This window comes from Streptomyces cathayae (genome assembly GCF_029760955.1).
GTDB lineage: Bacteria > Actinomycetota > Actinomycetes > Streptomycetales > Streptomycetaceae > Streptomyces > Streptomyces cathayae.
In genome coordinates this window covers 1-24,648 of record NZ_CP121683.1, presented here as the reverse complement: position 1 = coordinate 24,648, position 24,648 = coordinate 1, and the positions used below count along the sequence as shown (strand labels likewise).

General features: G+C 70.3%; 21 protein-coding genes. 6 read left to right on the top strand and 15 right to left on the bottom strand.

Annotation, left to right across the window (positions count from 1 at the left end):
• Positions 1–579: 579 nt before the first annotated feature.
• Complete coding sequence (locus tag PYS65_RS34200) at positions 580–1,527, bottom strand: hypothetical protein (RefSeq protein WP_279338198.1); 948 nt, start codon at positions 1,525–1,527, stop codon at positions 580–582.
• Positions 1,528–2,026: 499 nt separating this feature from the next.
• Here PYS65_RS34200 and PYS65_RS34195 point away from each other — a divergent pair, with 499 nt between their 5' ends.
• From PYS65_RS34195 to PYS65_RS34175, 5 genes are all read left to right on the top strand, one after another.
• A complete protein-coding gene (locus PYS65_RS34195; RefSeq protein WP_279338197.1) occupies positions 2,027–5,293 on the top strand; it encodes a DnaB-like helicase C-terminal domain-containing protein in 3,267 nt (1,088 codons plus the stop codon).
• Positions 5,293–5,865, top strand: a complete 573-nt coding sequence (gene tpg, locus PYS65_RS34190; protein ID WP_279338196.1) for a telomere-protecting terminal protein Tpg — start codon at positions 5,293–5,295, stop codon at positions 5,863–5,865. Before PYS65_RS34195 ends, tpg begins: the two co-directional genes overlap by 1 nt.
• Before the next feature lie 35 nt (positions 5,866–5,900).
• Positions 5,901–8,195, top strand: a complete 2,295-nt coding sequence (locus tag PYS65_RS34185; protein ID WP_279338195.1) for a DEAD/DEAH box helicase — start codon at positions 5,901–5,903, stop codon at positions 8,193–8,195.
• A 532-nt stretch (positions 8,196–8,727) separates the two neighbouring features.
• Positions 8,728–9,477: a transposase family protein gene (locus PYS65_RS34180; RefSeq protein WP_279331645.1), complete on the top strand. Its 750-nt coding sequence runs from the start codon at positions 8,728–8,730 to the stop codon at positions 9,475–9,477.
• Between the two features lie 220 nt (positions 9,478–9,697).
• Complete coding sequence (locus PYS65_RS34175) at positions 9,698–9,841, top strand: hypothetical protein (protein WP_279338194.1); 144 nt, start codon at positions 9,698–9,700, stop codon at positions 9,839–9,841.
• A 762-nt stretch (positions 9,842–10,603) separates the two neighbouring features.
• Here the strand turns inward: PYS65_RS34175 and PYS65_RS34170 are convergent.
• The 3 genes from PYS65_RS34170 to PYS65_RS34160 form a co-directional block, all read right to left on the bottom strand.
• On the bottom strand, positions 10,604–10,843 hold the full coding sequence (locus tag PYS65_RS34170) for a hypothetical protein (protein ID WP_279338193.1): 240 nt from the start codon (positions 10,841–10,843) through the stop codon (positions 10,604–10,606).
• 57 nt (positions 10,844–10,900) lie between these two features.
• Complete coding sequence (locus tag PYS65_RS34165) at positions 10,901–11,476, bottom strand: hypothetical protein (RefSeq protein WP_279338192.1); 576 nt, start codon at positions 11,474–11,476, stop codon at positions 10,901–10,903.
• Positions 11,477–11,722: 246 nt separating this feature from the next.
• A complete protein-coding gene (locus tag PYS65_RS34160) occupies positions 11,723–12,790 on the bottom strand; it encodes a hypothetical protein (RefSeq protein WP_279338191.1) in 1,068 nt (355 codons plus the stop codon).
• 167 nt (positions 12,791–12,957) lie between these two features.
• On the opposite strand from PYS65_RS34160, the gene PYS65_RS34155 reads away from it, so the two are divergent.
• On the top strand, positions 12,958–13,155 hold the full coding sequence (locus tag PYS65_RS34155) for a hypothetical protein (protein WP_279338190.1): 198 nt from the start codon (positions 12,958–12,960) through the stop codon (positions 13,153–13,155).
• 137 nt (positions 13,156–13,292) lie between these two features.
• On the opposite strand, the gene PYS65_RS34150 is transcribed toward PYS65_RS34155, so the two are convergent.
• From PYS65_RS34150 to PYS65_RS34100, 11 genes are all read right to left on the bottom strand, one after another.
• On the bottom strand, positions 13,293–14,096 hold the full coding sequence (locus PYS65_RS34150; RefSeq protein ID WP_279338189.1) for an endonuclease domain-containing protein: 804 nt from the start codon (positions 14,094–14,096) through the stop codon (positions 13,293–13,295).
• A gap of 141 nt (positions 14,097–14,237) precedes the next feature.
• On the bottom strand, positions 14,238–15,257 hold the full coding sequence (locus tag PYS65_RS34145; protein ID WP_279338188.1) for an HNH endonuclease family protein: 1,020 nt from the start codon (positions 15,255–15,257) through the stop codon (positions 14,238–14,240).
• Positions 15,254–16,606 (bottom strand): AAA family ATPase, encoded by a 1,353-nt coding sequence (locus PYS65_RS34140; RefSeq protein ID WP_279338187.1) that lies wholly within the window; start codon positions 16,604–16,606, stop codon positions 15,254–15,256. The genes PYS65_RS34145 and PYS65_RS34140 overlap by 4 nt, the downstream gene beginning before the upstream one ends.
• Before the next feature lie 208 nt (positions 16,607–16,814).
• Complete coding sequence (locus PYS65_RS34135) at positions 16,815–18,638, bottom strand: AlbA family DNA-binding domain-containing protein (RefSeq protein ID WP_279338186.1); 1,824 nt, start codon at positions 18,636–18,638, stop codon at positions 16,815–16,817.
• Between the two features lie 319 nt (positions 18,639–18,957).
• Positions 18,958–19,860: a helix-turn-helix domain-containing protein gene (locus PYS65_RS34130; protein WP_279338185.1), complete on the bottom strand. Its 903-nt coding sequence runs from the start codon at positions 19,858–19,860 to the stop codon at positions 18,958–18,960.
• Positions 19,860–20,087 (bottom strand): hypothetical protein, encoded by a 228-nt coding sequence (locus PYS65_RS34125; protein WP_279338184.1) that lies wholly within the window; start codon positions 20,085–20,087, stop codon positions 19,860–19,862. Before PYS65_RS34125 ends, PYS65_RS34130 begins: the two co-directional genes overlap by 1 nt.
• Positions 20,088–20,412: 325 nt before the next feature.
• Positions 20,413–21,138: a hypothetical protein gene (locus PYS65_RS34120; protein ID WP_279338183.1), complete on the bottom strand. Its 726-nt coding sequence runs from the start codon at positions 21,136–21,138 to the stop codon at positions 20,413–20,415.
• Positions 21,139–21,232: 94 nt separating this feature from the next.
• Positions 21,233–22,408, bottom strand: a complete 1,176-nt coding sequence (locus PYS65_RS34115; protein ID WP_279338182.1) for a hypothetical protein — start codon at positions 22,406–22,408, stop codon at positions 21,233–21,235.
• 7 nt (positions 22,409–22,415) lie between these two features.
• Entirely contained in the window at positions 22,416–23,255 is an 840-nt protein-coding gene (locus PYS65_RS34110) for a DUF3800 domain-containing protein (RefSeq protein ID WP_279338181.1), read from the bottom strand.
• A gap of 328 nt (positions 23,256–23,583) precedes the next feature.
• The gene (locus PYS65_RS34105) at positions 23,584–23,970 is read right to left on the bottom strand and encodes a fic family toxin-antitoxin system, toxin component (protein WP_279338180.1); all 387 of its coding nucleotides are present in this window, start codon (positions 23,968–23,970) and stop codon (positions 23,584–23,586) included.
• The gene (locus PYS65_RS34100; RefSeq protein ID WP_279338179.1) at positions 23,967–24,266 is read right to left on the bottom strand and encodes a type II toxin -antitoxin system TacA 1-like antitoxin; all 300 of its coding nucleotides are present in this window, start codon (positions 24,264–24,266) and stop codon (positions 23,967–23,969) included. The genes PYS65_RS34105 and PYS65_RS34100 overlap by 4 nt, the downstream gene beginning before the upstream one ends.
• Between the last annotated feature and the right edge of the window lie 382 nt (positions 24,267–24,648).

Sequence of the window (24,648 nt, the reverse complement as noted above, 5' to 3'; positions counted from 1 at the left end):
CCGGGGCGTACATCCGCTCCGGCACGCCAAGCGCAGATGACACCAGTCGCCCAGCGAGAGCACCCTCCGGTCGGTCACCCCCACCGTTCTGGCTCGTTGAGGAGGACGACAGCAACGGCGCTGGAGGCCATCGAGGAGGGGCGGGACGTCGAACACGCCCGGACAGCGGTCAAGACGCTGACGCTCGCGGTCTACGACCGCCGCGCCGGTCGCTGAGGCACCCGGCCGCAGGCGACGGGGCCGGCTCGCGAAAATCCGCGTCGTGGACGGGTGTGCACTCGGCCGCACCCGCAGCGCCGCCCAGGCCCGCGCGCTGCGCTTGATGGTGTACGACATCGACGACCGGCTCCGCTCGCTGCGTCCCGCCTGACCGGTCAGCTGCTCGGCGAAGCGGTTGACTGCGCAGCTCGGCGGGGCTTGCTTGGGTGAGAAGACCACGTAGAGCGAGGGGGTGCGGCTGTGGCGATGCTCAGGTTCGCCGATCGGCTGCCGCAGTGTTCACGGTGCGGGGGCGATCTCATCATGGGCAGCGTCGCGCCGCAGGATGACGATGCCGCACGGGCCGGTCTGCGGCGAACTTCAGTCGAACCCTGCGAAGAACTCGTCGAAAAACCGGTCGACCAGGGCCTCTGCCCCGGCCTGCATCAGCTCGTACCCGCCGAAGCGGTACACCTCGTAACCGGCAAGTCGAAGGGCGCGGTCCTCGCGGACCATGTCCGCATACACCCGAGGTGACGGCCTGCCGTCCTCGCTGTAGTGATGCACGCCATCGACTTCCAGCACTACTCGCACACCGTTCGGCAGCAGCATCAAGAAGTCCATCCGCTCGCGGGTCAGTCTCCCCGGCCGGTCACCGCGCATCGCCTTGGTGTACGGGTCGTAATGCAGATGCACCTGCGGCAGCATCGCGGGCAGGTCCGTCCCCCCGGGCCCGGCCAAGCGGCGCGCATACGCGGCGAAGAAGGTGTGCTCAGGCGGTGACTTCTCATCAAGCGACTGCTTCAGCCTCCGGTAGAGATGGCTGCTCGCCCGGGCGTCATCCAGCCCGCTCACGGCTGGCTCCGTACTGCGCCACCAGTCGAGCAGATGCCCCCACGTCAGTCCTTCAAAGGTCAGAGGCTGGTCGTACAGCAACCAGAACTCCGCGTTCTCCTCGAGGCGCAGATGATTGCCGACCGCATCGGGGTACACGATCCTCGGCTTCGGTCCGATGCCCGCGAAAATCAGGTTCCGGAACTCGCCCGACGCTCCTCGCGGACCCATCCGCGCAAGCACTGCCTCAAGCTCGTCACTGCCCAGTTGGGCCACTACCCGCCGGGCAAGATCCGGCAGCTCCCGGTCACCGACGCTCTCCAGCCTTTCCCGTACGTACTGCCCCTTGCTGTAACCGTTGAGATGCCCCGTCTCGTCAAGCAGGCTCATGCCCAGCCGCTGACACACCCCAGGCAACGTGCTTCCCGTCGTCTTGCGCACGAGCTCCTGCTTGACGAGCTCCCGCAGCTGTTCCATCCGGATCGCCTCAGTCATATGCCCCCCAGGACCTTCGTGATGAGGTAACGCCTGCTGCCCCTTGAGCCCATCGTCGCATCTGCTTCGGACAGCAGACCGCGCCGCCGGGAGGACCTCGTCGGCATGGTGGATGAAGGAGGGAGGCGGCCGCCGAAGGCGTTGTTCAGCAGCGTGCTCGGCGGGCAGCGGCCCGGCCTGACGGAGCTGGCATCGACGGTTGCCGTGGGGTGCCAGGGCGCGGGCGGTGTCCAGGCCGTACAGCCACAGCCTGCCGAGCGTCTTCCGCGTCGTGCGCCCAGGACGCGGAAGACGCTGTGGCCGGCGGCCTGCCGGACCAGGGCTTCCTCGCTTCCCTCCGTACCCATTACAAAACTGGAAGACCCCCTGCTTCCGGCTCATCATACTTGCTGATAAAGCGAGTTGGCACTCCAGCACTCTCGTGCATTACGATTCTTGCTGCGTCACCATTACGAAACGTCAGGATGGAGGCGGCATGGCTGCCGCTAAGACGGTAAATGTGCTCAGTAACGTGTCCGCCGGCCGGACGGTGGGCGTGCACAAGGCGCGCGGTGAGTGGTCTGAGCTGGTGGCCGAGGCCAAGGAGGGGAGCGCCGTCGTTCTGACGCACGAGGACGAAGCGGCGGCGGTTCTTGCCCCCCTCGCCTGGCTGGAGGCGGCGGCCGGGCAGCGGCCCGCGGTGGTGGAGACGCCGGTGAGCGCGGCCCGGACCAAGCTGGGGGAGTTGGTGAGGGACGCCGCCCAGGGTGTGCCCCAGGTCCTGACCCGCTACGGCCATCCCGTAGCCGTCATGCTGCCCGGCCCCGGCCAGAGCCAGACGCCGACGCCGTCGGCACCGCCGGCGTCCGGCCAAAGACGGCTGGTGGCAGCGAGCGATGCCCTGAGCGCCCAGCCCTTTGCTGCACGCCTGTCGTTTGGGCTACCCGCCCTGGACGCCGCGGTGCGCGGGATCAGCGCCAGCCGACTGACTCTGATCGCGGGCAATCCGGGTGTGGGCGCCAGCCTGCTCGCGGTGGCGGCCGCGCGGCAGACGGCGCTGGTCGAGGAACGAGGCGGCGTCCTGTACGCCGCCTCCGGCCTCGGGCAGGCGGACGTGGTGGCCCGGCTGGTGGCCTCCCACGCGGGGGTGAGCTACCACCAGTGGCGTGCGGGCACTCTGCCCGACCCGGAGGCGGCCGCCGCACGGCTGGCCGAGACGGCGGTACGCGAGCACGGGGACACGCTGTTCATCGACGCCGGTTCCGGGCTGGACGCGTCCGTGATCAGCGAGGTGGCCCTGGACGACAGCTGGTCCAAGCCGCTCACGCTGGTGGTCGTGGACCGGCTGCAGCGTGCGGCGGACGCGCGTCTTCCCCTGTCGGGAGTCGCACTGGAAGAAGCTGCGCGCGATCTGGCACATCTGGCGCGTCAGGCCCAGGTGCCGGTACTCGCGGTCGTCGACAGCGACGACGCGGACCTGCTGGCCGCGCTGGACGCCGACGTCACCCTGACTTTGACGCGTATGGGCCAGGCGGCCCGGATCGACGTCGCCGAACGCGGGATGGGCCGCCTGACGTCGGTAGCCCTGGAACCCGACATCCCCCGGGCACGGTTTTTGCCCCTGCCCGACCACATCGCCCAGCGGCTCCTGCGCGAGGACACCAGCTCGCTCACCCGGGCAGCGCCCCGCGTCGCCGACTCCGCCCCGGCTCACCCGGACACGCAGGACGTTGCGGGCACACCCGGCCCCACCGCAGCACTCGATGAGGACGCGCAGGAGGCCCAGCAGCCGGCCGATCAGCCCGGCAGCCCCGCCCAGCAGCAGCGGCGGCCCGGCGCCTGGCCGGCGGCCGTCACCGACGCCGCTGCGGCCACCGCCCGCGCCACCGCCGCGGACACCGCCGCGGGCACCCCGGCGGCAGACGAACCAGCCGCCCAGGACCTTGCCCCGGCCGACGAGCAGCCGGTACCCGAGCAAGAGCCGGTCCCGGACGACGAACGGGCCGGGAAGGGCTTCGATTATGGCCCGTTCGCGGTCATCGACGGCCGCCGCCGGGCGCACCTGACCAGCGGGAAAATGATCCCGTGCCCGGCGACCACCGTCCGGGAACTGGTGGCCTGGGCCGCCGACCGGCCCTTCGGCACACCCCGGCTGCATCCCAGCGGCCGTGACGGCGACCCGCTGATCGTCCTCACCGCCGAGGCCGCCCGTGCGCTGGGGCTGCCCGAGCGCACGGGTGAGGACCGTGCCCTGCCCGTCGACCACCCGATCATCGCCGACCTGACCGCTCACGGCTGGGAGATGCCGCAGCGCGGGAACAAGCCCTGGTTCTCCGCCTGGGTCCGCGTCTTCCAGCGCATCGAGCGCGGCCGCCGCTCGGTCCAGCTGGCCGTCCTGCCCTGGGGCGCGCTGACCAGCGGCGGCTGGCCGCTGCCCATCGACAGGGAGACCAGGCTGCCCGTCTCCACGACGGCTGAAGTGGTCGACTTCCTGCGCGTCTACAGCGAGCGCATCATGACGCCGGTCAGCTCCACGGCCGCGACGGGACAGGAACTGATGAGCGCGCTGCGCCCGGCCACCCGCGCCTGGCGTGAGGAGGAGACCAAGAAGGTCCGCTCGAAGTGGCTCGAGGGCTCTCTCCACCTCGCCGTGGACCCGGCGCCCCCGGAGGCGACCAAGGACCATCCGCTGGCCGCCGGCCGCGATCCCAAGGACCCGGCCCAGTTCCTGCAGGAAGAGGCCCTGCAGTGGTGGCGGCTGCCCACCGAGGAGGAACGCGGCCTGCCCTACGTCGTGTGCCTGGACACCATGATGGCCTTCTTCGCGGCCTGCAACGGCACCCCCATGGGCACCTGCGCGCCCTACCACCTGCCGCGGGCACCCTTCGACAAGAAGCTTGTCGGCTCCTGGCTGGCGGACCTCTCCGGTGTCCAGACCGACCCTCTGCTGCCCAGCCCGTTCACCCCCGACGGCACCCGCCCGAGCGGACCGGCCTGGTACCAGACCCACACCGTGGCCCTGGCCGTCGAACTCGGCCACACACCTCAGCCGATGGAAGCCTATGTGCGGCCCACTGCGGAGCAGGCCAAGGCGCTGGGCATCTCCCCCCACCCCGACCGCTACGACGAGCGGCGCCGCGCGGCCGGACCGGTCCCCGCCTTCGGCGCGGGCCCCTACCTCAAGCCCTGGTACGAGCACATCAACGACGGCTACATGCAGACCATGACCGCCTTGGGCGCGGTCACCCACGATGACGGCAGCCCACTGTCACCCAGCGAGTTCCTCGACGCCATGGCGAAGATGGACGACCCCGACTTCCGCGCCACGCATGCCACCGACTTGCTGGTCCTCAAAGCGATCAAGCAGACTGTCAAGGGCGCGATCGGCAAGTACCAGCAGGGCCCGCAGGACTACGGCCGCCGGGCTGCCGGACAGCACGCCCGCTGGAAGACCCTGGACCGCCCGGACTGGCGCCCCGACCACCGGGCCGCGATCCTCGCCCGCTACCGCGCCGTCATGAACCGCAAGATCATCAACACGTTCAAGGCCACCGGCGCCCGCCCCCTGGCCGTCAACACCGACGCCATCGTCTTCGCCTCCCCCATCCCGGACATCCTGTGGCTGACCGGCCACAAGGGCGGCTTCGCCGTCGGCCCCAACCCCGGCCACGTGAAGCTGGAAGGCGTGCAGTCCATGGACTGGTACCTGCAGGTGACCGCCCTCAACAAGAACCCGGCGAGCCGTGCCAAGGACGGCCGCACCGACAGCGTCCTGGACGGCAAGTGATGGACACCACCCCCGTACTGGACGCCCTGTGGGACGTCCACCACCTCGAGCGGGACCGCCTCGCGGCGGCCCCGCAGCGCGGCATGCCCCAAAGCCCCCGCGCCCAGGTCGCCTTCCTCCACCGCCGCCTGGGACGCAGCACCGCCCGCGTCGCCGCCCTGCTCGGCGTCCACCCCGAGACGGTGCGCCGCTACCTGCGCGGCCAGCGCCGCAACCCGCCCGCCGACTTCGCCGCCCGCCTCCAGGACGCCGTCGCCGCCCGCTTCCGCTCCCGGCTGGCCCGCAGAGCCGACGACGAGATGCGCCGCCGCGGCCTGCGCACCTACCTGACCGCCACCTTCACCTTCTACAGCCCCTCCGCGGGCAGCAGCGACGACGGCCGCGAGCGCCGCCTGGACGAGGACCTCACCCCCTCGGAGACCGAACGTCTCCTCGCGGCCCGTGACGCGGGCAACGAGACCCGCGCCCTGGAGATCGCCGGACAGGCGGTCGCCGAAGCCTACTTCGGCCTGCGCGGCACCGGCATGGACGTCACCGTGCGCGACGTCGTCGCCATCAAATTCGAGCTCTGACCCGCCCGCCCCTCTGTCCTCGAGGACCACCGCCCATGACACGCCGCCCCGCCCGCCACACCCTGCGCCGCGATCAGCGCACCGCCCTCAACGCGAGCGTCACCGCCATCGCCGGCGGCGGCCGCGCCACGATCGTGATGCCCTGCGGCTGCGGCAAGACCCTGGTGGCCGCCCGCACCGCCGAACACCTCGCCCACAGCGGGCACGTCCGCCGCACCGTCGTCATGGTCCCCACCCTCGACCTGCTCGCCCAGAGCGCGAAGGTGTGGAAAGAACAGAACGACCACCACGGGCACCTCCTCGCCGTGTGCAGCCCCCGCGCCGACCTCGACGCCCTCGGCATCCCCCAGACCACCGACCCGGCCGAGCTCGCCGCCCTCCTGGCAGGCCTCGACCACTACACCGTCTTTGCCACCTACGCCTCCCTCGCCGACGGCGACGACAAGCAAGGCGCCCTGCTCGCCGCGCACGCCGCCCGCGCCCTGCCCCCCTGGGACCTGCTGATCGCCGACGAAGCCCACCGCACCTCGGGCAGCATCAACAAGGCCTGGGCCGCCGTCCACGACGACGACAAGGTCCCCGCCCGCCGCCGCCTCTACTACACCGCCACCCCCCGCATCTGGGAGAGCGACCCCGCCTACACAGAAGCCCTCCGCCCCGGCACCGGCGGCCCGAGCCTGGCCGTATCCATGGACGACCCCGACATCTACGGCCCCGTCGTCTACCGGATGGAACTGAGCGAGGCCATCACCGCCAAACTGGTGTGCGACTACCGCATCGTCATGATGGTCGTCGAACACCCCGGCCTGCAGCACGAGCTGCGCCGCACCCGCAACGCCACCTTCCAGGACACCCCCGCACTGGTCAGCCTGTCCACCGCGCTGCTGAAGACCGCCGCCCGCTACCCCGGCACCGGCGCCGGCAAGTGGATCAGCTTCCACCAGCGCATCAAGGACGCCCAGGCCCTCACCGACACCTTCCTGCAGACCGCCGCCGCCCTGCACGGCGAAACGGCCCCCGGCCCGCACGACGAAGCGGAAGTCCCCCTCGTCCCCGCCACCCTGCGCGCCGACACCGTCCACATGGACCACCCCGACCGCGTGGCGATCCTCGACAACCTCAACCACCCCCAGCCGCTCACCGACGACGGCCGCCCCAGCGCCCTCACGCTCGTCTCCAACGTCCGCATCCTCGGCGAAGGCTGGGACTCCACCTCCGTCGACGTCTGCTTCGCCGCCCCCCGCGCCGACGTCGTCGGCATCGTCCAGGCCCTCGGCCGCGCCCTGCGCCCCCGCCCCGACGGCTCCAAGGCCACCCTGCTGGTCCCCCTCTACCTCGCCCCCGGCGAGGACCCGGGCGACCTGCTCAACTACCGCTACTACAAGCCCCTCTACGACATCCTGCTCGCCCTGCGCGCCCACGACCGCCGCATCAGCGACCGGCTGCCCACCACCCAGCTCGGCGAGCAGCGCCCCGCCCCGCCAGCCGCGAACGCCCCGGCCGGCGGCAGCGCGGGCGAACAGGAGCACACGGGACCAGTCGTGGACCTGCCCCAGCAGCAGTCGCCGACGCCGCCCTTCGGCGACGGCCCCGGCACCCCGGAGATCATCGGCCCCGACGGCATCGCCCTGACCCCCCGCGAAGTCGCCCAGGTCATCCGGCTCCACGTCACCCGGCCCTCCTCCATCACCGCCGACTGGGCGATCGGCGCAGCCGCCGCCGCCGACTTCTTCAACGAACACGGCCACCTGTCCCCGCCGCGCACCCTGCCCGGCCAGGGCACCGACCCGCGCTTTCTGGAACTGCCCGCCTGGCTGGACGCCCAGCGAGCCGCCCGCCGCAACGGCGAGCTCAAGGACTGGCAGATCGACTTCCTCGACGAGACCGGCATGGTCTGGGAGCCCCGCAGCGAGAACCGGCAGATGCTGATCGCCTACGCCCGCGAGTGCGCCCGCGAACACGGCGGACTCGCCGTCTCCTCCGGCTACACCACCCCCGACGGCCGCAAGTTCGGCCGCGACCTGGCCAACCTGCGCCAGCGCGCCGCCAGGCTGGAGCAGCAGGCAGCCGCCGACAGCGAGGACCAGAAAGGGTTCACCGAGCTCCTGGACGCCCTCTTCGAGATCGACCCCTGGTGGAACCCGCCGTGGCCGCTGCCCTGGCAGCGCCACTACCAGCAGGCCAGGGCACGGTACGACCGGGGCGAGCACCTCGCCCAGCCCGGCGACACCCGCACCTACCGGCAGTGGCTGCGCGATCCCGGAGAGGGCCTCGCCGCGGACCAGCTCGACCTGCTGCGGGCGATCGACTGCGCACCCGCCAGCGTCTGAACCGCGCCCCGGCGCACCGCCCGCCCCGGCACGCAGGCCAGGCCCACCGGCGTCCGCCCGGCCTGCCACCGGGAACCGGTGCTGCCCTTCGGCCCCGACACCCCTCACGCGTGCGGGCCGGCCGTGAACCGGCCGGCCAACCAGTCCGTGCCTGCCTGCCGTGCACCCATGACACCCACGTCGTGCCGACGGCCTGTCTCCGGCCCGCCGCGAGCCGCACGGGACACAGCCATCTGCCGAACTGACGTCGCAAGAGACACCCGCGCGGATGAACGGTCCTTTGCGCCGCAGCCGCATCACCCCCGCACCGCAGGCGCGCCGCCCCGCCCGGCCCCAGGAAGTCGCATCCTGCACGGCACCACCGGAATCACCTGCTGATTCTTCCGGCCCCTGCCCTTCCGGCCCCGGCTAAGCAGTGAGGGTTTTCAGGGTGGCCCCCGGACGGGTGACGGCGGGACCGTAGGCAACGGACAGGGCTCCCGTGCCGTTAAGAGAGATGTCTAGGTCTCAACTCTCCAGCTCAGGAGCCCTGTTGATCCCGTATCCTGCCGCACTCGACCTGCCGCACGCACTCGTGGAGTGGGTGACGATGCTGATCGTCACCCGTGAGGGTGACCGACGCTGCAAACTCCGGCCGTCCGAGCGTGCGGTGATCGCTCTGGCATACCTGCGCCGGCACGACCCCCTGGCTCAACTCGCCGCGGGTTTCCGTATTTCCGTCGGCACCGCCCACGCCTACGTCACCACGGTCGTCGAGCACCTGGCCGCCAAAGCGCCGGGCCTGCTGAAGGTCCTACGCGAGACAGACCCCGACTACGTTCTCCTGGACGGCACGCTCGCCGAGTGCGACCGGGTCGGCGACGGACGCGCGGACTATTCGACGAAGCACAAGCGGCACGGCGTGAACGTGCAGGTCATCGCGGATCCGGCCGGTCGCACGCTGTGGCTCTCACCCGCCCTGCCCGGCCGGACGCACGACCTGACCGCCGCCCGCACCCACAAGATCATCAGAATCTGCGGGCGCCAGGGCGTCCCCGTCCTCGCCGACATGGCCTACATCGGCGCGGGCGAGTGGGTCACCACCCCCAAACGCCGGCCGCCCCAGGGCGAACTCACCCCGACCGAGCAGACGGTCAACCGGGCCTTGTCCGCCGCCCGCGTACCCGTCGAACGAGGAATCGCCCGCCTGAAATCCTGGCGAATCTTCCGCAGAGCCCGATGCAGCCCAAATCGCATGACGTCAATCACCAAGGCCGTCCTCACCCTGGAGCGGCACTGCTGAAAACCCTCAGTGACGCTGCAGAAAGCGGCAGCGCCCTTTTTGGACCTCTCCCCGCTCCCTAATGCGGCGCACCGCCATTTCATTACAACGACCTACCGCAGCCACCCGCTCAGAGGAAGGCGCGCCTTCAAGCTCTTTTCGTGTAACGTTCGGTGCGCCCCTTAATGGCGCGCATGCCTATCCGGCGTGCGCATAACCGTTCGAAAGGGGGTGGATAACGATGGGCAAGACCGGTACGGGGTCCGAGAAGGACCCGGTGCCGCCGAGGACGCTACTGCAGCGCTTCACCGACGTGGTGAAGCTCGCGGGAGCGGCGTGCTACCTGGTCTACAACGCACTGCGCTTGCACCAAGGGGACCGCTAGCCCCGCAGAAGCAGCGGCAGGCCCGCCGTAGGGGGCGGGCCCACCTCGCCGCACCATCGAAGGGCGGGGCTCGTGTCGGCCGATAAGACGACGGCGCGAGCCCCGCATCGTTATGAGGAGCGACAACGTCACCGTATCACCAATGGTGAATCCTCACGGCGCACACCAAATGGTTCCCAATTTTCACCGCGCGAATGACGGTAGCATTTCGTTTCGCGCCCGCTGAAAAGTTGAGGATGCCGAAAAAGTTCGGCGAAATTTTTGAAGACGAATGTTCCCCCGTTTTGCGATGTGCGTGCCGCAAAAATTCGACGGCGAAGTGGAAATGTTACATCCACTCGAACTTTCCCGGAAAAATGCGCGCGTCCCGGCGTCGGCCTCTTTGCCCGGCGGGAGATGGGAAACACATCATGCTTCCCACATGGTGAACCCAGGCGACAGGAACGCCCGGCATCCGGCCGACGGCGACCGCCAGCACGGGACAGGGGGGAACCACAGCAGCCCACGCGGCGCCCGTCAGGACAGCAGAGTGCAGCCCCCCCGCGAGGCCTTCAGCCGATGCCGTCCCGCCAGCGCGCGCCGTGCGCACCTCCGAGACGTCCTCGGCCACCGCCGGGCCCTGGTACGCATGGATCACCCATGACGAAGGGCCCGGGCCGGCACCGGAATCGGTGCCGGCCCGGCATGCCGTCCGCCTGGCGCGGGCCGTCCACCGCAACCCGCTACCCGGGCCGCGACGACCGCGGCCTACACGCGACGGCTTCAGCCCCTGTCACGGTCTTTGAGGGCATCCATGCCGGAGCTTTCCGGCTGCCCGCTGAGCAGCCAGACGCGCGCCCGCATCTGCAGCCGCGCGGCCCACGCCCGCACACGGGCACGCACCCACTCGAAGCCGGCCCGCGCCTTACCCCTCCACCAGGACAGTGCGGGCGGCACGAGGAACAAGAAGACACCCGCGAGGAGCAGCAGGGATACGGGGGAGTGCAGGACAGTGCAGAACAAGACGACCTCATAGGAGAAGAGCAGGCACTCAGCGCGCCGCGCCCTGCCTCCACAAGGTCACGCGGCCGCGGCGCCCGCGGTGGGCTCGGTCCGGTACGGAAGCCGGACAGAACCTGGCGCCCGCGGCACCCGGGGCGTCGTCAGCCTGATCACCCCGCACGGCGAGGCCGCCGTGCGCAGAACCCACTTCTGACGCGGGTACCGGGTGTCGTCCAGGAGCTGCTCGAGAGCGCAGTGCAGGAACTCCACCTGCGCCTCGAGCGCGGCAGCCCGCTCGCGCAGGGCATGCACGCGGGCTACGAGAAGACTGAGGCTCCGCCTGAGCCGCAAGCCCACCTTCACGGCCGAGAAGGCTCGAGCCGGTGAGATCGCTCCTCCGGCGCCCTCCGGCACCTCCATCGCATCCAGCCGGTCGAGTTCCTCGCGGACCCGGTCCAGCTCAGTCTCGGCACGCCACTTGGCCTGCACGAGGTACATCACGGTGTGGGACTTGCCGGAAGAACACATCATGACGAGATCCGGGCGAGCCGTCCGCGCGACCACCGGGAAGTGGCCCTGCCGCATGTCCTCGTCGAAGGCCCGCTGCACCAACTGCTGGAGCACAGCTCCGATCTGCAGAGGGTCAGCGTTCATGCGCACACTGTAGCCCGACTGGCGGATGCCGCGTGCCGGTCAGCCCCGGCCCGCCGGCGGTCCCGCATCGCGCCGTCGACCACGGCGCTCCTGAACAGACAGGGGTACGTCCCGCCCCCGGGCCGGTCCAGTCCACTGCCATCGCCCGCTCGGCGACCAGCCGACCGCACGCCGAAGGGACGACATGGCACCCACCCCTCATGCCTGGCGCGGATCCATCCGCAGGCCGGGACGGGCGCCGTCCGGCTACACCACAGGATCGCGGAAGGAAGCAGACAGGACGTCCTCGTCGGGCAGACCGAGTTCGACGCGCAGGAACCGCAGATAGTCCTGCAACCCGTCCGTGTTCCCGGGTCGGCGGGGATCGAGCGCCTCGGCGATGAGGACGGCCAGCGACTCCTCCCGGGTGGCGATGGCTCGTGAGACGGTCTGACCCCAGCAGATCCAGACGGGATGCTGCAGCATGCGCACCACACCCTCGGGCTCCATGCGCAGAGGCATCCCGGGAGCCACCCGCAACGCGGCCAAGCTGCACAGCAGGGCGAGCATCTGATACTGCGTCGTGAGCCTCACGACGGCGGCGGCACGCACCAGTGCCTCATCGTCCGCACACTCCACCGCGGCGATCAGCGCCTGGACTCCTTCGAGGTACTCACTCAGAACATGGGGCGTCTCCCCGCGGTTCATCTGAGCAAGCTCCCGTGCCGCAAACGTCGCCTTCATCCCCTCGACGAGAGGTTCCGGCAGACGCAGGCCCGCACCGACTGCCTCAGCGATCTCTTCCGAACCCACCGCATCCGGCCCGCCGACGAACACCCTCATCAGCACAGGCAGCAGCGGCCGCACCTCCTGCCACCGAGGCATCCGAGCCACGCCCGCCACATCCAGGCCCCGCTGCTGCGCGAGATCCCGGAGAAAGTTGTGCATCTCAGGCGGCGGCTGGGAACGGCGAGCGCGGTCCGCAGTCGCCTGCAGCACCGCCTCGGCCTGCTCGTCCCACGCCTCCTCGCCCAAGTTTGCCCCCGACAGGAACTGCGGCTCGATCCCGAACGCGGCGACGCGGCGATGCAGATGTCCGATGACCACCGTCCGCAGCGCAGCCGGTGAGTCCTCGCGCAGCGCCTGGTCCAAACCGGTGGTCAGCACGGTCTCCAGGGCGCGGCCCTGCCGGGCGGAGCGGGCCAACAACTCGGCCCGCTCCACGGTGGCCGGCAGCAACTCAGCGCGCGTGCCGCGCCCCCGGCCCAGCCCCCGTCGGGGATGCCGAGGCAGATACCCAGCCGCCCGCCATCGCTCCAGCTGGTAGACGGACACGCGCACACCCCGCTCAGCCAGAGTCCTGATGAGCGTGGCGTCGGCGCCCGAGGGCGGGGTACGGGGCACGCCCCCGATACAACCCCGCGATCTGCCCCTACGCAACGAGTTCCCGGCATGAGGTCATCAGGTGACAACACCGCGCGACGGAAGGACCCCAACTGACCATGCTGAACACCGTGCTGAGCGCGTCCGACTCCACGCCCTACCTCGCGCTCCTCGCCGCCGTCGCCGTCCATGCACGCCCGCTCATCCTCCTGGCCGGCTTCCTCGTGGCCGTGCGCGGAACCAACGGCCCCAAGCGCAGCGACATGTTCACCGACTTCGCCCACCACCTCACATCACGGCACAGCGCCCGCCGCTGACCCCCGCACTGGCCGGGGCACGGTAAACAGCGACGACGGTGTACCAGCGCACGGGCGGCGCCGAGGGCTCCTCGGGCGGCCCGTGCGCTGCCTGTCAGCTTCTAGGGCATGCGTAACTCCGAGGTCGGGGCGGGCTCTTACCCTGGCATACGCCGGGTGGGCAGCCCTTTGAAGGGGTCGAAACCAAGCTGCTCGATCACGCGTCGACGGGTGGAGTCCCGCGGACGCCACTCGTCGCCGAGCGGATATACCAGCCCCAGACCGGCCGCGGGCGGCGAGAGTTGGTAGTCGGCCCGGGGACAGCCGGAGACGTGCGGGCACTCCTCCAGGACGCGGTTGCACAGGCCGCACAGCAGGCCGCGCACCAGACCCGTCTCATGGTCATGATCGACCATCGCTCCGGGGTAGCGGCCGCACAGGTGGCAGTCGGGCCCGAGCGCGTCGACGAGGGCGGCGCGCATCCGCCGGACGGAAGCGGTACGGGCTGGGGGAGGGGGCCAGCTGTGCAGCAGGCTGTAGTGGCCGGCGATACACCGCTCCCGCCGGCTGACCAGGCCAGGGTCGGTGCACGGGCCGAGAAGGCGCACCGTCCAGGTGACCTCGGCCGAGCCCCAGACGATGCCGTCGTCGACCCGGCCGCCCATCCACTCCCGCGGACCGCTGGGGCTTTCGACCCACGAATAGTGCTGCCGGTGCGTGCGTCCTGCGGGCGACTGCTGGTCGCCGCAGAGCAGGTGACCGGCACGCACGAGGTGGTGGCGGCCGTCGTCGCCGAGGGCGGCGAAGGTGGAGCCCGGCGGCCCGGGCAGCGCAGCCGGCATGCGGCACGGGTACTCGTCGGCGTCGGCGACGAGCTGTTCCACGAAGGGCAGGCCCTGGTGGGCCCAGCGCCACAACAGCTTCGCACGCCGGTAGGGAGGCATATCGTCCAAAGTGGGCACCAGGTGATCGTGGCGCACGGCACTGACAACGCCCGTACGGCCAGCGCGGGCATGAGCCTGCCGCTCCCGATGGCCAGGGCAGCCGCACTCTGCTGCACCAGGTGCAGTGATCATGCGCAACTCTCGCAGCCGGGCACTACCTCAGCCCCGCGGTTCGGGAAGCTCCCCTGGCCTGACAGCCACGATCTCCACGCTGGTGCAGCCACCGCTCTCGAGAGCAGCCTTCCGGTCCTGGGCGCTGGGCTCGTCGTAGGCGACGGCGGAGGAACAAGGCGTGCCGGTGGGGTCAGTCCAGGTGAGGCCGTAGTTCTGCATGGTTATCACGCGTTCATCGTTGCTCCTCCCGCCGGCCCGACCCTGGCAGGAGTGGTCGTCGTCCGCGAGGGTGTCGTCGATGCAGTCGGCGTCGGCAGCGCCTCCGCATACGCGCGGTTGCCCGACGCGGAACGAGAGACTATGCGCGGCGCGCCAGGCATCAAGGGCCGGAACGGTCGCCTGACCAACGACGATCGCCGCGACGCTCGGTTTGAGGCGAGTCATGGCGTGGACGACATCAATGAAAGGGGAGTCCAGCAGTGCCTGGGCTACGCGGTCGGCCTCGGAGGGGGCGTTTTGGCGCAAACCATGCCAGTCGCGGAGGATGGAACAGGCCCGAACGAAGGCATCCACTCGCCCTTTGACGAGTTCTGACCGGTTGAGCCCGAACACCCGTATCGTCTCTTCCCCCTTGGGCGACAACGGATCGTACGTGCCGACCGACAACCGTAGAGTGAGATGATCGGCGGGATCCTCTGCCGTGGGGTCCACCAGCAGGCAGTCCCCCTTCGCATCCACCGGGTACTTACGGTTCTTCGTGTTGCTGTTGCAGAACGAACAGGCCAAGAGGTGGTTGACCCACACGAAGGCCCGCAGAGGTGCCCTCTCCAACGGCTCGAAGTGATCGATGTCAGTTCCGCGGCTGTCATCGCAGTACATGCACCGCACGGCACCGCGGGCCATCGACTCCAGGGCCGAGCGCACATGCTTCTTAGGAGCCTTCGCGTCTCCCCAGAGTTCCCGAGCAGCTTGGCCGGTCGCCCCGGCACTCTCGACCCGCTGTGTCCATCGCGTCAGCAAGCTCTGCGCATGCGCGGAGATATCGACGCGTTGAAGCGGAATCACCGTTCCTGCTCCAGCCGCGCCGACACCTCGGCCACCCTGCTCTCCAGAGAGCTCGTCAGCAGGCTGCTCAGCTCCTGATACTCGGCGATCTCCTCAGCCGTGGCCGCTTCGGCATACACCTTGCGCTCCAGGGCCACCAGACGCCGGCGCTGCCGCTCGGCACGGCTGGAGTACGGCGTCTCCAGACCGAAGAGCTCCGAGAGCACAGCATCGTCTCCGCTCCCGTACACGACCCTGCGGTAGAGATCCTCGTCCACCACTTCCGGGGGCTGCTGCTCGTCTGCTCCAGGGAGCCGGATCAGTCCGCCCTCGTCGGCGGCCTGGCAGATGTAAGGGCTGTGGCTGGTGACGATGAACTGGATGTTGGGGAAGTGGTCCTGCAACCAGTCGCCTATCTTGCGCTGCCAGGTCACATGCAGGTGCGCGTCCACTTCGTCGATCAGCACGACGCCTGGGGCGAGGATCGCCGTACCCCCGGACCTGGAAGCGGTCGGATGAGTGTGCAAGTACCCGTAGGCGCCGTGGAGCTGCCGGACGATGTCCAGCACCAGTGCCGCCACCGTCCGGTAGCCGTCACTCATCTCCTTCAACGGGAAGCTGGGCTCCTTACGGCCGTTCTCGATCACCCACAGGCCGTCCGCCGACACCCTCTGGATCTGGTACCGGTCGGGCAACAACCCGTCCCGCAGCAACGACAGGACCTGATTGAGCAAAACGGCGGCCTCGCTGCTCCTGCCTTCCTCGTACCTACGCAGCCGCAGATCGATCAGCCACGCCACGCCCTCGGCCAGCGAAGCGTCCTCGTGGAAGAGCGTTGCCAGGCGCCCACTGGGCCCCTGGTTCAGCATGAGCCGCTGCGCCTCGCTGGAGCCGCCGGTCAGCCGCCGGAACGGCCCGTAGCCGGCGCAGAACCAGCCGATCGGATTCTCAGCCCACGGACCACGAGGGCCGCTCCTCCCTTTGACGTCCAGCGGCTCCATGACTGGCCGCTGCCAGCCACGGTGTTCCTCCGGCGTCGGGCGCGCCCACTGCAGTCCCAAAGAGATCTCACCCTGAGGCTTGTTGCCCGACCCTGTAAAGCCATCGTGCACCGGGTCACTGACGACGTGGACCTCCACCTCCCCCTTCTTGGCAGGCGTCGAGATCCAGCCGGTGAAGTCCGACACCAGCGCCCGCGCGACCGCCGGTCCACCCAGCGCCAGGGCGATCGCCTGCAGCACAGTGGATTTGCCCGAACTGTTGCGTCCCGCAAGCACCGTCCAGCCGCTGCGCCCGGGCAAGATCAGATCGGCCGCCCGCCTGCCGGTGAAGCCCTTGATATTCCTGAGCTGGACCCTTGAGACGTACACCCGCGCTCTGCCTCCATCCGACCGCCTTGCCCCTCACACGAACAGAGCCTCGCGGGGCACCGATGCCCTACATTCTCACGCCCCCGCCACGGGCGACGCTGCTGGCCAGGACGACGAGCACAGCAACGCCGCCCCTGCGGCGACCCTCCGCGGCTGACAACGACAACCACACACGGCCGGCTTCCCCGGCCGACGCTGCGCCCTCCCACTACAGCAGCCCCGCCTCCGCATGGACGTAACCGAAAGCCTGCGCCATATGGACCACCGCGCGGCGCATCACATCCTGGCGCTCGGCACGCCGCATGGAAGGCTCGGCGGTGATCGTGACCGCCATCTCCTGCCGGGAGCCGCGGCCGCCGGGACCGAGCCGACCGAAGTCGACGAACGACGCCAGAGCGGGGGTCACACCGCTGTCGTCATACCGTTCGGCGCTCAGCCGAAGCTCGGTCGTCGGCGGCGCCGCCCAGCGCCGGACGGCCGGGTCACCGAAGACCGCAGGCAGCAGTTCAGCGGCCGTCTCCCATGCGTGGAAGAGGACGTCCTGGACCTCCTCGAAGCCCAGCGGTACACACTGATGACCGCCCAGCGCCGCCGCCCAGGCCGCCGCGTCCTCGGCCAGGACGTCCGCACAGGAGACGACAGCGGAGTCCGTCACGCCGGGGAGCGTGATCATGGCGGCGGCCGTCACGGCCGGCCGCCCGTCCGGGGCGGCGATGACACTCGTATAGCTTGCGGTGTGCAGCGAGTTGTCGTGCGGGCCCGCCTGCCACCGGGCCGCAGGAAGGCTGCCGCCGCGCCGCTGGGACAGCAAGGTCACCGCACCGGCCAGCGCACTGAACGGCAACTGCTGCTCCAGGTGCTGGCGCCGAGCCTTGGTGATCTCCAAAACGGAGGCGTCGGTCCACGGGAGCGTCACCAGGGCCCGCAGGCGCAGCTGCGGCGGTGGCACCTGGCTCGTCCACCGTCGTGCGGACCGGGTCTGCTCGAGGCTGAAGCGCACGGCGGGCTCCCACCGCCATCCACCTGTCTGCGAGCGCACCAGGCGGCCGGCGCCCCACCTGCCGCCCTCCAGATCCACCCGTACGGCGTCGGCGGTCACCACCCACGGACGCCCGCCCTCGCCCGCTCCCGGCAGCACCGGGTAGCCGACCGCCGCCAGCGGATCCCCGCCGACATCGCTGCGGCCGGCGGTGAGGATCGCCTGCCACACCGGCGCGGCGACCACGACCGGCGGGCGCGGAGGAGCCACACACAGCACCCACCCCGCCTCCCCGACCCGGGCAGGGCCCAGATCCTGCAGCACAGCCGCCTCGTGACGGTACGCCTCACCCACCGGGGCCCCAAGGCCCGCACCGGCCAGTTCCTCGTACGCCTCCCGCATCTCCCGCTCCCACTCGGGCAGGCCCTGACCCACGCGCACAGCAGCCGGCTCCGAGGCGGAGTGGGTGACGGCTTCGTGCAGGAGCCTCGACAGCGTCTCGGCGGTGGGCATGCCGGAGGCAGCGACACCCGCGGAGAGCAGGCGCTGGATCTCGGTACGCGCGAGCCAGTGTGTCCCGTCGGCCTCGCGCACGGGCACCGCGACCGTGTCCGTGCGCGGCGCACCAGGCTTGCCGACCGGCGCCGCGACGACGAACAGGATGCCCGCCTGCTGCACAGGGATGTCGATGTAGAGCACGCGACAGCCCTGCTGGTCGCCTGACCACTCCACGCTGATCCCGCGCGGAGCAGGGGTGATGTGCGCGCGGATCAGCTTGCGGATCTGGTCGCGGTCGACCGAGGCGCGTTCGACCGGGATGAACCGGTCGAGGATCTCCACGTCGTCCACCACGCGCGTGCCGATGCCCAGCACGAGAACACCACCGCCACCGTTGGCGAAGGCGCAGACGTCCTTGGCGAGTTCCTCCACCGCGCGCGGCTCGCGCAGTTCGTACGGCTTCTTCTTGGCGTCCAGCCACTGACCCTCCGGCTGCTCCAGCAGCAGGTCGGGCTTCTGCGCGCGCAGCGCAGCCCGGACGGCTTCGAGATCCATCGTCGACACCCTGGAAGTATCCCGGCCAAAACCTGCCCGCCCGACCGGATTTCCCAACTCCCCACGGCCAAGGGCACTGTGCCGCCCATCTCGGCCGCCTCCTCCGGTACTCCTCCCGCGCCCGGCTGCACGAAGACCAACGTCCGGCCGCTTGTCCTGCGCGTCCTGGCCGCCGTGCAGGACAAGCGGCGGCCAACACGCGACGAAGCGGTCCGTCAACTGCCGAACCGACCCTGCCGAAACACCAGAGCATCGGTGTGCCGCAGGGCGACTGACGTGCCAGAACCCGGACAACCACCAGCCCGGCTCCCGGCGCCCGTCACGCTCCCGGGCGGGCTTGGGCAACGTAGGCAGCCAGCTCGGCGCGCAAGTCCAGCCCCGATCCGGCTGCGGCCTGGCCCTGCAGGGCCTCGAACTCGTCAGCGCTGAGGCTGTCGACCCACTCGACCTGACGCTGGAACGCAGCCTCCTCCTCATCGCGCAGCCGCTGATCGTACTCATCGAGCTCGTGCTCATTCCCGGCCTCGGTGCCGTAGAGCAGCTTGCGGCGGGTCTCCTCCCGCTGACGGCGATCCTCGGCCTGCTCCTCGGCCCGCTCGACGACCTCGCACGGATAGACAGCGGGCCCCCTGGGCCCGGCGGGGATCCGCCGGTGTGCGGCGAGCATGCCGGCGGTCGTCTCGGGCCCGGCCCCGTACGCCGCGAGCAGAGCCGACAGCTGCTCCGCGCTGGGACGCCGCTCACCCCGGAGGATGTTGCTGATCGTGCTCTTCGACAACCGGCCGGCCGCCCCGGCAGACGCCGCCAGTGCCCGCAGCGAGGGCCTCTCGGCCTGCGCATGGATGCGGTTCAAAGCCCTGGTGAGACCCTCCCAGGTACTGACCCGCCCGGGAACGTGCGAAGGGGGCGGCCACACGGGCACCGCCGTCGACGGAGCGGTATGCCGCGCTACCACCAGCAAGTCCAGGCCCCGCTTCTCGAACACCCGGCCGTCGACACCGTTCTTGCTCGCCCACGCCCAGGCGTAGGAACTGATCGTCTTCTCCGTCGGCAGCGAAGGCGCGTCGAACGCGCGCCGCAGCGTGCGCTCACCCACCGGCCGCCCGGCCATCACGGCCCTGTCGGCCAGCCGCCGGAACGTCAGCCCGCACTGCGCCTCGCGCATCCAGGCGTGCAGCGCGGCCAACTCCGGCCACGACACCGCGACGGGTCGGCGCTTCATCACCGGCTACTCCCGGCGCCCGCACCGAGCAGACAGCCCAGACGGCCGGGCATGAGCAGCGCCCCGGCGGCCGCCGCAAAGGCGACCAGGACACCCGGAAGGGGACGCTCGAGCGCGGCGAGCGCGGTGACACACACAACGGGCGTGACGGCGACGACCGCCTCGCCCACACCGAGCCGGCCCGTGCAGCCAGCGCTGTCGGACGGCGGAGGACAGGACGAAGACATGGAAACACCTCAAGATCAGCAAGGCAGGTGAAGGGAGGGGCCGGAGGAGAGAGCGCCCCGCAGCGGTGCAACCGATCGTCGCAGCAGCCCTGAACCCGGCGCGACCCGCTCGCCGACGGCCCCAAAGAGGCGTACCTTCGCGCCCGGCCGCCGGGCGCAGGTCAGCGGCTGTGAGGTCACTTTTCCGTCCACGCCTCTTCGCGCACGGGGATGTCAGCGCTACCCCGGACACGCCGCCGGTTGCGGCCCCACCAGTCCCGCCACTCCGCATCCGCACGCCCACGGCGCGGGCGAGGAGAGCAGACGATCGCGTGACTCTCGATCGTCAATCCTCGTCCTCGTCGGAGCCGTCGGCGGGGACGACGGGGTGCAGTGACACCCCTACCGCTATGCGCGCCTGCCGGAACTCCTCGTCCACCGCACCCTGCAGCCTGTAGGTGTTGCGGAGCAGCGGCACCGGCCAGCCGGCTTCACGCAGAGCAGCATCCTCGATCACACCGGCCCTGGCCGCCCAGGCTCGAAGACCGCGCAGCGCGGCCTCCGCCGCTGCGGCGGTCATGTTCGCCGTATACACCAGCCACCCGTCCTCGGCGAGTTCCTCCCCGAGGGCACACTCGGGGCTTCCCTTGGATGCCCCACGTGGCGTGTCCGTCCCAACGACCAGGACACGGCCGCCATCCATACGGGCGAGAACCAGCACCACCCGGGACGTGTCCGCCTGAGCTTGCACTTCACCGGCCGCCGCAACCACCCGGCCCCACAGGTCCGCCGCCGACACCTCGTCGAGGTTCACCGTTTCGCTCTGGCCGCCCTGCGGCATGCGGTCCGCCGGCATGCGCGCGTTCACCCCGTCGATCTTGAGCTGCCGAAGGACGGACCGCTCCACCTGCCGCGCGGCTTCCCGGGAGGGCAGCAGCACAGCGCGGTACAGGTGCCAGCCCTGACCCCGGTGCTCATCGATCCGCGCGGAATCCAAACCAGCGATCCCCACCTTCCCGACCCCGGTGGCGCTATGCGTGACCACGTAAACGTGCGTGGGCGTTTCGATCATGCGGTCATCCCCGTCCGGGCCGACCCACACAGCCCGGCGTGGTCGGCGAGATGGATGTACAACGTGCCAGGACCCACCCAAGGGCGCGCCGCTCTCAGCGGTCGTCCACCGGTTCGTGGGCGGGCACCTGGCCGGGGCCGCGCCGCTGGCGGTCGCCGGAGAGCGCGACGATCCGGTGGACCAACAGCGCGACGGCCGGGTAGCCGCCGGTGGGGGAGAAGCCCACCCGACCGGTATCGGGCTCGAAGAACATCACCGTGCCGTACAGGCGGTGCAGCACGGTGTCCGGCCGCATTCCGCACTCGACGTCCACCCACAGCGTCCACTCCCGCAGCCAGTGGACGGGCAGGTCCGCCAGTTCCGCAGCCGCAGCGCCAGGGTGGTCGTCGTCCGATACCCAGGTATACGCGCCCACGACCAGGTCGTTGTACCGCTCGACCGATTCCAGCCCGCCGCCCCCGGCCCGCACCGACTGCCGCTGCGCATCGCGCCGCACAGCCCCCGCCTTCGTCACCAACGGCGTGGGAGCCGCGCCCGCACCATCCCACTCAGCATCCGCCAGCAGATACGGATAAGCGCCGCGCAGCAGCGCCAGCACCTCCTGCTCCTCCGGACCGGTGGCACCCGCCGCCACATCCGGCCCGACCACGATCCGCCCCCAGTGCTCGCGGGTATGTTCGCCGGCATGCCGGGCGGCGAAGCGGGGGACTGCCAGCACCACGGCGTGCTCCGGCTCCCACCCGTAGCCGGTAAGACGTCCACCGAACGGCACACAGGGCCCGTGCTGCTCGTACTGGGCCAGATAAGCCAGACCCGCATCCTGCTGCCGGACAAGCGGCCAGCCGGTCACCAGCAGCAACTGCCGCCCTGCCGCACTCTTCCCACCGGCGGCCGAACCCAGCGCCCCCTCCAACCCGTCGCAGCACTCCGCCACCCACTCCCGCCACCGGTGCCGAAACTCCACATCCGCCCACTGCGCGGGCGAGGAGAACCCGCCGGCCGGGACAACAGCAGGCTCCGGCAGCGCTGTCACATCACGCACCCGCGCCCCACCCCAGCGCGCCTCCACCACGCCCAGCGCAGCCTCACGCGCCGCAGCCGTGCCCTGACCCCGGGCACTGCTCCAGGCCCGACGCACAGCCCCCCACGCATCGAACGGCTCCCCCCACCGGGCGTGCTCCACCACCGCGGCCGCCAACCCCAGACCCTGCCGCTGTACCCGCCCGTCAGCGGCCACCGCATCGCACGCCCCGCTGACCGACGTCGCCACGCCGGCTCTACGTCGGCAACCCGCTGCTGGTGCTGAAGAGGCTCCCGGGATGCGAGAACCCAGATCCGGGTCCGATGGGGTAGCCCACGCTGTTTCGCACATAGTGCGTCTCGCCGAAGACCCAGTAGAAGAGGTCGGTCAAGCTCCGCGGCCACAGCACCAGGCCAGCGCCACCGATGTAGCCGTGAGTGTTGCGCCTCGCCAGAGGCTTGAGCAGCTCGACGAGTTCCACACCGGCTTCCCGACCAGCGACGGCCGCGGTCGTCGCAGCAGTTACCAGATCTGCGAGCTGAAGGTGGGGAAGGTGGTCGGAGGGAGCCGTCACGATCGGCATGACCACGCGGTTCGGCTTCACGTACGTGGTGCCGACCGTCGTGAGGTCCAGAGCCTCGGCCAGCCACTTGGTGTGATCCCGATTGCCGCCACCGGGGATGTCGGCGATGACGACCCCGCGCTCCTCCCTCGACTCCAGGTGCATCTCGATGCGCTCGTAGAGGTAGCCCAGGATCTCTCGCGCGACCCTCGCCTTCGGCCAACCGATCTGGCCTCGGTCCCAGATCACCACGGCTGTGCTGACACCACAGTTGGCGGCAATCTCCAGCATGCGACGGCGCGTGCGCTTCACCACCTCGCCACCGGCTCCCGCCATGAAGCTGCCCTTCGAGGAGTTCCACTTGAATTCCTCGCTGGCAGGCATGCCGAGCTCAGTCCGGAGCTCGGCGATCTGGCGGCTGTACGCCGCCACCTGGTCCTCCGGGAACATGACGGCGCCTACCGAGGCGAGTTCACCGAGGTGCTCCCGAGGCGGGCTCTGCTGCCCGCTGTCGTCGATGAAGATCAGCTGCACGTGCTCTCTCCCGCCCCCGACCCAGCCACATCGGCCTGCGTCGCCTTCGCGGCGCGCGCAGCCGTGGATCAGAGCGTACGACGGGCCCGCTGAAGGCAGGACCCGTTGGGCAGGCGAGGGGCGGCGCAGTCCAGCGCAACGCGCCTGGCCGGCACCCAGCGTAGGCCCGGCCATTGTCCCCCTCTACCCTGCCCGGACCATCACGAACGACGCAGAGCAGCGGTAGGCACGGAGAGGACGGCATGTCACTCTCCGCTACATGCCCCTCTGCCGTAGCAATACGAGAACCGGGCCGAGCCAGGAGATCCGGCTCAGAACTGCCGCACGGTCAGGAGCCGCACCACGCACGCAGTTGACGGCCGATCAGGCCAACGCCCGCCGCGCCGGATGCGGCGTCCCGTACCAGGGCGACCGCCTCCTTCGGCGGATAGTCCAGCTGATACCCGTTCAGGATCAGGTAGGCCTCGGTGGAGTGCCAGGCGAAGGCCTCGGTGGAGTGCTCCAGACACGGCAGTTTTACCAGGGTCTGGAGCAGTGCGGCTGCCTTGAGATACACCGAGCCGTAGACGTCGCGCTCCATCGCCCGGGCGTTGACCCGGGCGACCGCCGCGTAGAGCGGGCCGTAGTCGTCCACCTGGGGATCGCTGGGCAGCAACTCGGCCGCGTGCAGAAGGAAGGCCACGTCAAGAGGGTGGTGCGGATCGTTCTGGCTCACGCGGCGTGTCCCCGCTCCTGCTGCTCCTCAAGATCACGCCGCGCCTGCAGCTCCGCCGAACGCCGCCCGTCACCAGACTCGGCCGTGCCGGCCTCCTCTGCGAACGCGTCGCCGCTGCGGGCCATCGATGCCCTGAACGCGTCGAGGAAGCGCTCCTCCACGGCGGTGGCCCGGGCGTAGGCGGCCGACAGGATGTACTCCTGCAGGCTGACGCCTTCCTGGCGCGCAGCGGCCTCGATCGCGCTCCGTTGAGCTGGATCCGGAAAGCGGAGGTTCATGGCTTTGGGATGAGACATGGTACCGATGGTACCGCCGATACCACACCCCCGGCCAGAGCTCAGCAATCCAGACCCGCCCATACGGCATCGGATGCTCACCACAGAAATAATCCGAATCGACATCGCTCCCCGGGCCCGGCCCACCCACCCCCGAAGCAGGCGATCGGCCGGCCCCCGGCACGCTCCCCTCCTAACCAGCCAGTCAGTAACAAGCACCCACGAGCAACAGACTGACGCCACACAGAGATTGGCATCCCCTCAGCTCACGCGGCCCCGACGCGCAGCAGAGGGGCGGTTCTGTGCGCAGCACAGAACTTCCGTGCGCAGCACGGCATTTCGGAGGAGGCGCCGCAGGCGCCGACACGGCGGCTTGCCGCCGCCACTGCGAAGGGCGCAGCCC

What these genes read in the sequence shown, in the direction of transcription:
- PYS65_RS34200 (WP_279338198.1), bottom strand. Translation starts at nt 1,527, where the DNA reads ATGACTGAGGCGATCCGGATGGAACAGCTGCGGGAGCTCGTCAAGCAG.
- tpg (WP_279338196.1), top strand. Translation starts at nt 5,293, where the DNA reads ATGGACACCACCCCCGTACTGGACGCCCTGTGGGACGTCCACCACCTC.
- PYS65_RS34185 (WP_279338195.1), top strand. Translation starts at nt 5,901, where the DNA reads ATGACACGCCGCCCCGCCCGCCACACCCTGCGCCGCGATCAGCGCACC.
- PYS65_RS34175 (WP_279338194.1), top strand. Translation starts at nt 9,698, where the DNA reads ATGGGCAAGACCGGTACGGGGTCCGAGAAGGACCCGGTGCCGCCGAGG.
- PYS65_RS34165 (WP_279338192.1), bottom strand. Translation starts at nt 11,476, where the DNA reads ATGAACGCTGACCCTCTGCAGATCGGAGCTGTGCTCCAGCAGTTGGTG.
- PYS65_RS34155 (WP_279338190.1), top strand. Translation starts at nt 12,958, where the DNA reads ATGCTGAACACCGTGCTGAGCGCGTCCGACTCCACGCCCTACCTCGCG.
- PYS65_RS34135 (WP_279338186.1), bottom strand. Translation starts at nt 18,638, where the DNA reads ATGGATCTCGAAGCCGTCCGGGCTGCGCTGCGCGCGCAGAAGCCCGAC.
- PYS65_RS34130 (WP_279338185.1), bottom strand. Translation starts at nt 19,860, where the DNA reads ATGAAGCGCCGACCCGTCGCGGTGTCGTGGCCGGAGTTGGCCGCGCTG.
- PYS65_RS34125 (WP_279338184.1), bottom strand. Translation starts at nt 20,087, where the DNA reads ATGTCTTCGTCCTGTCCTCCGCCGTCCGACAGCGCTGGCTGCACGGGC.
- PYS65_RS34120 (WP_279338183.1), bottom strand. Translation starts at nt 21,138, where the DNA reads ATGATCGAAACGCCCACGCACGTTTACGTGGTCACGCATAGCGCCACC.
- PYS65_RS34100 (WP_279338179.1), bottom strand. Translation starts at nt 24,266, where the DNA reads ATGTCTCATCCCAAAGCCATGAACCTCCGCTTTCCGGATCCAGCTCAA.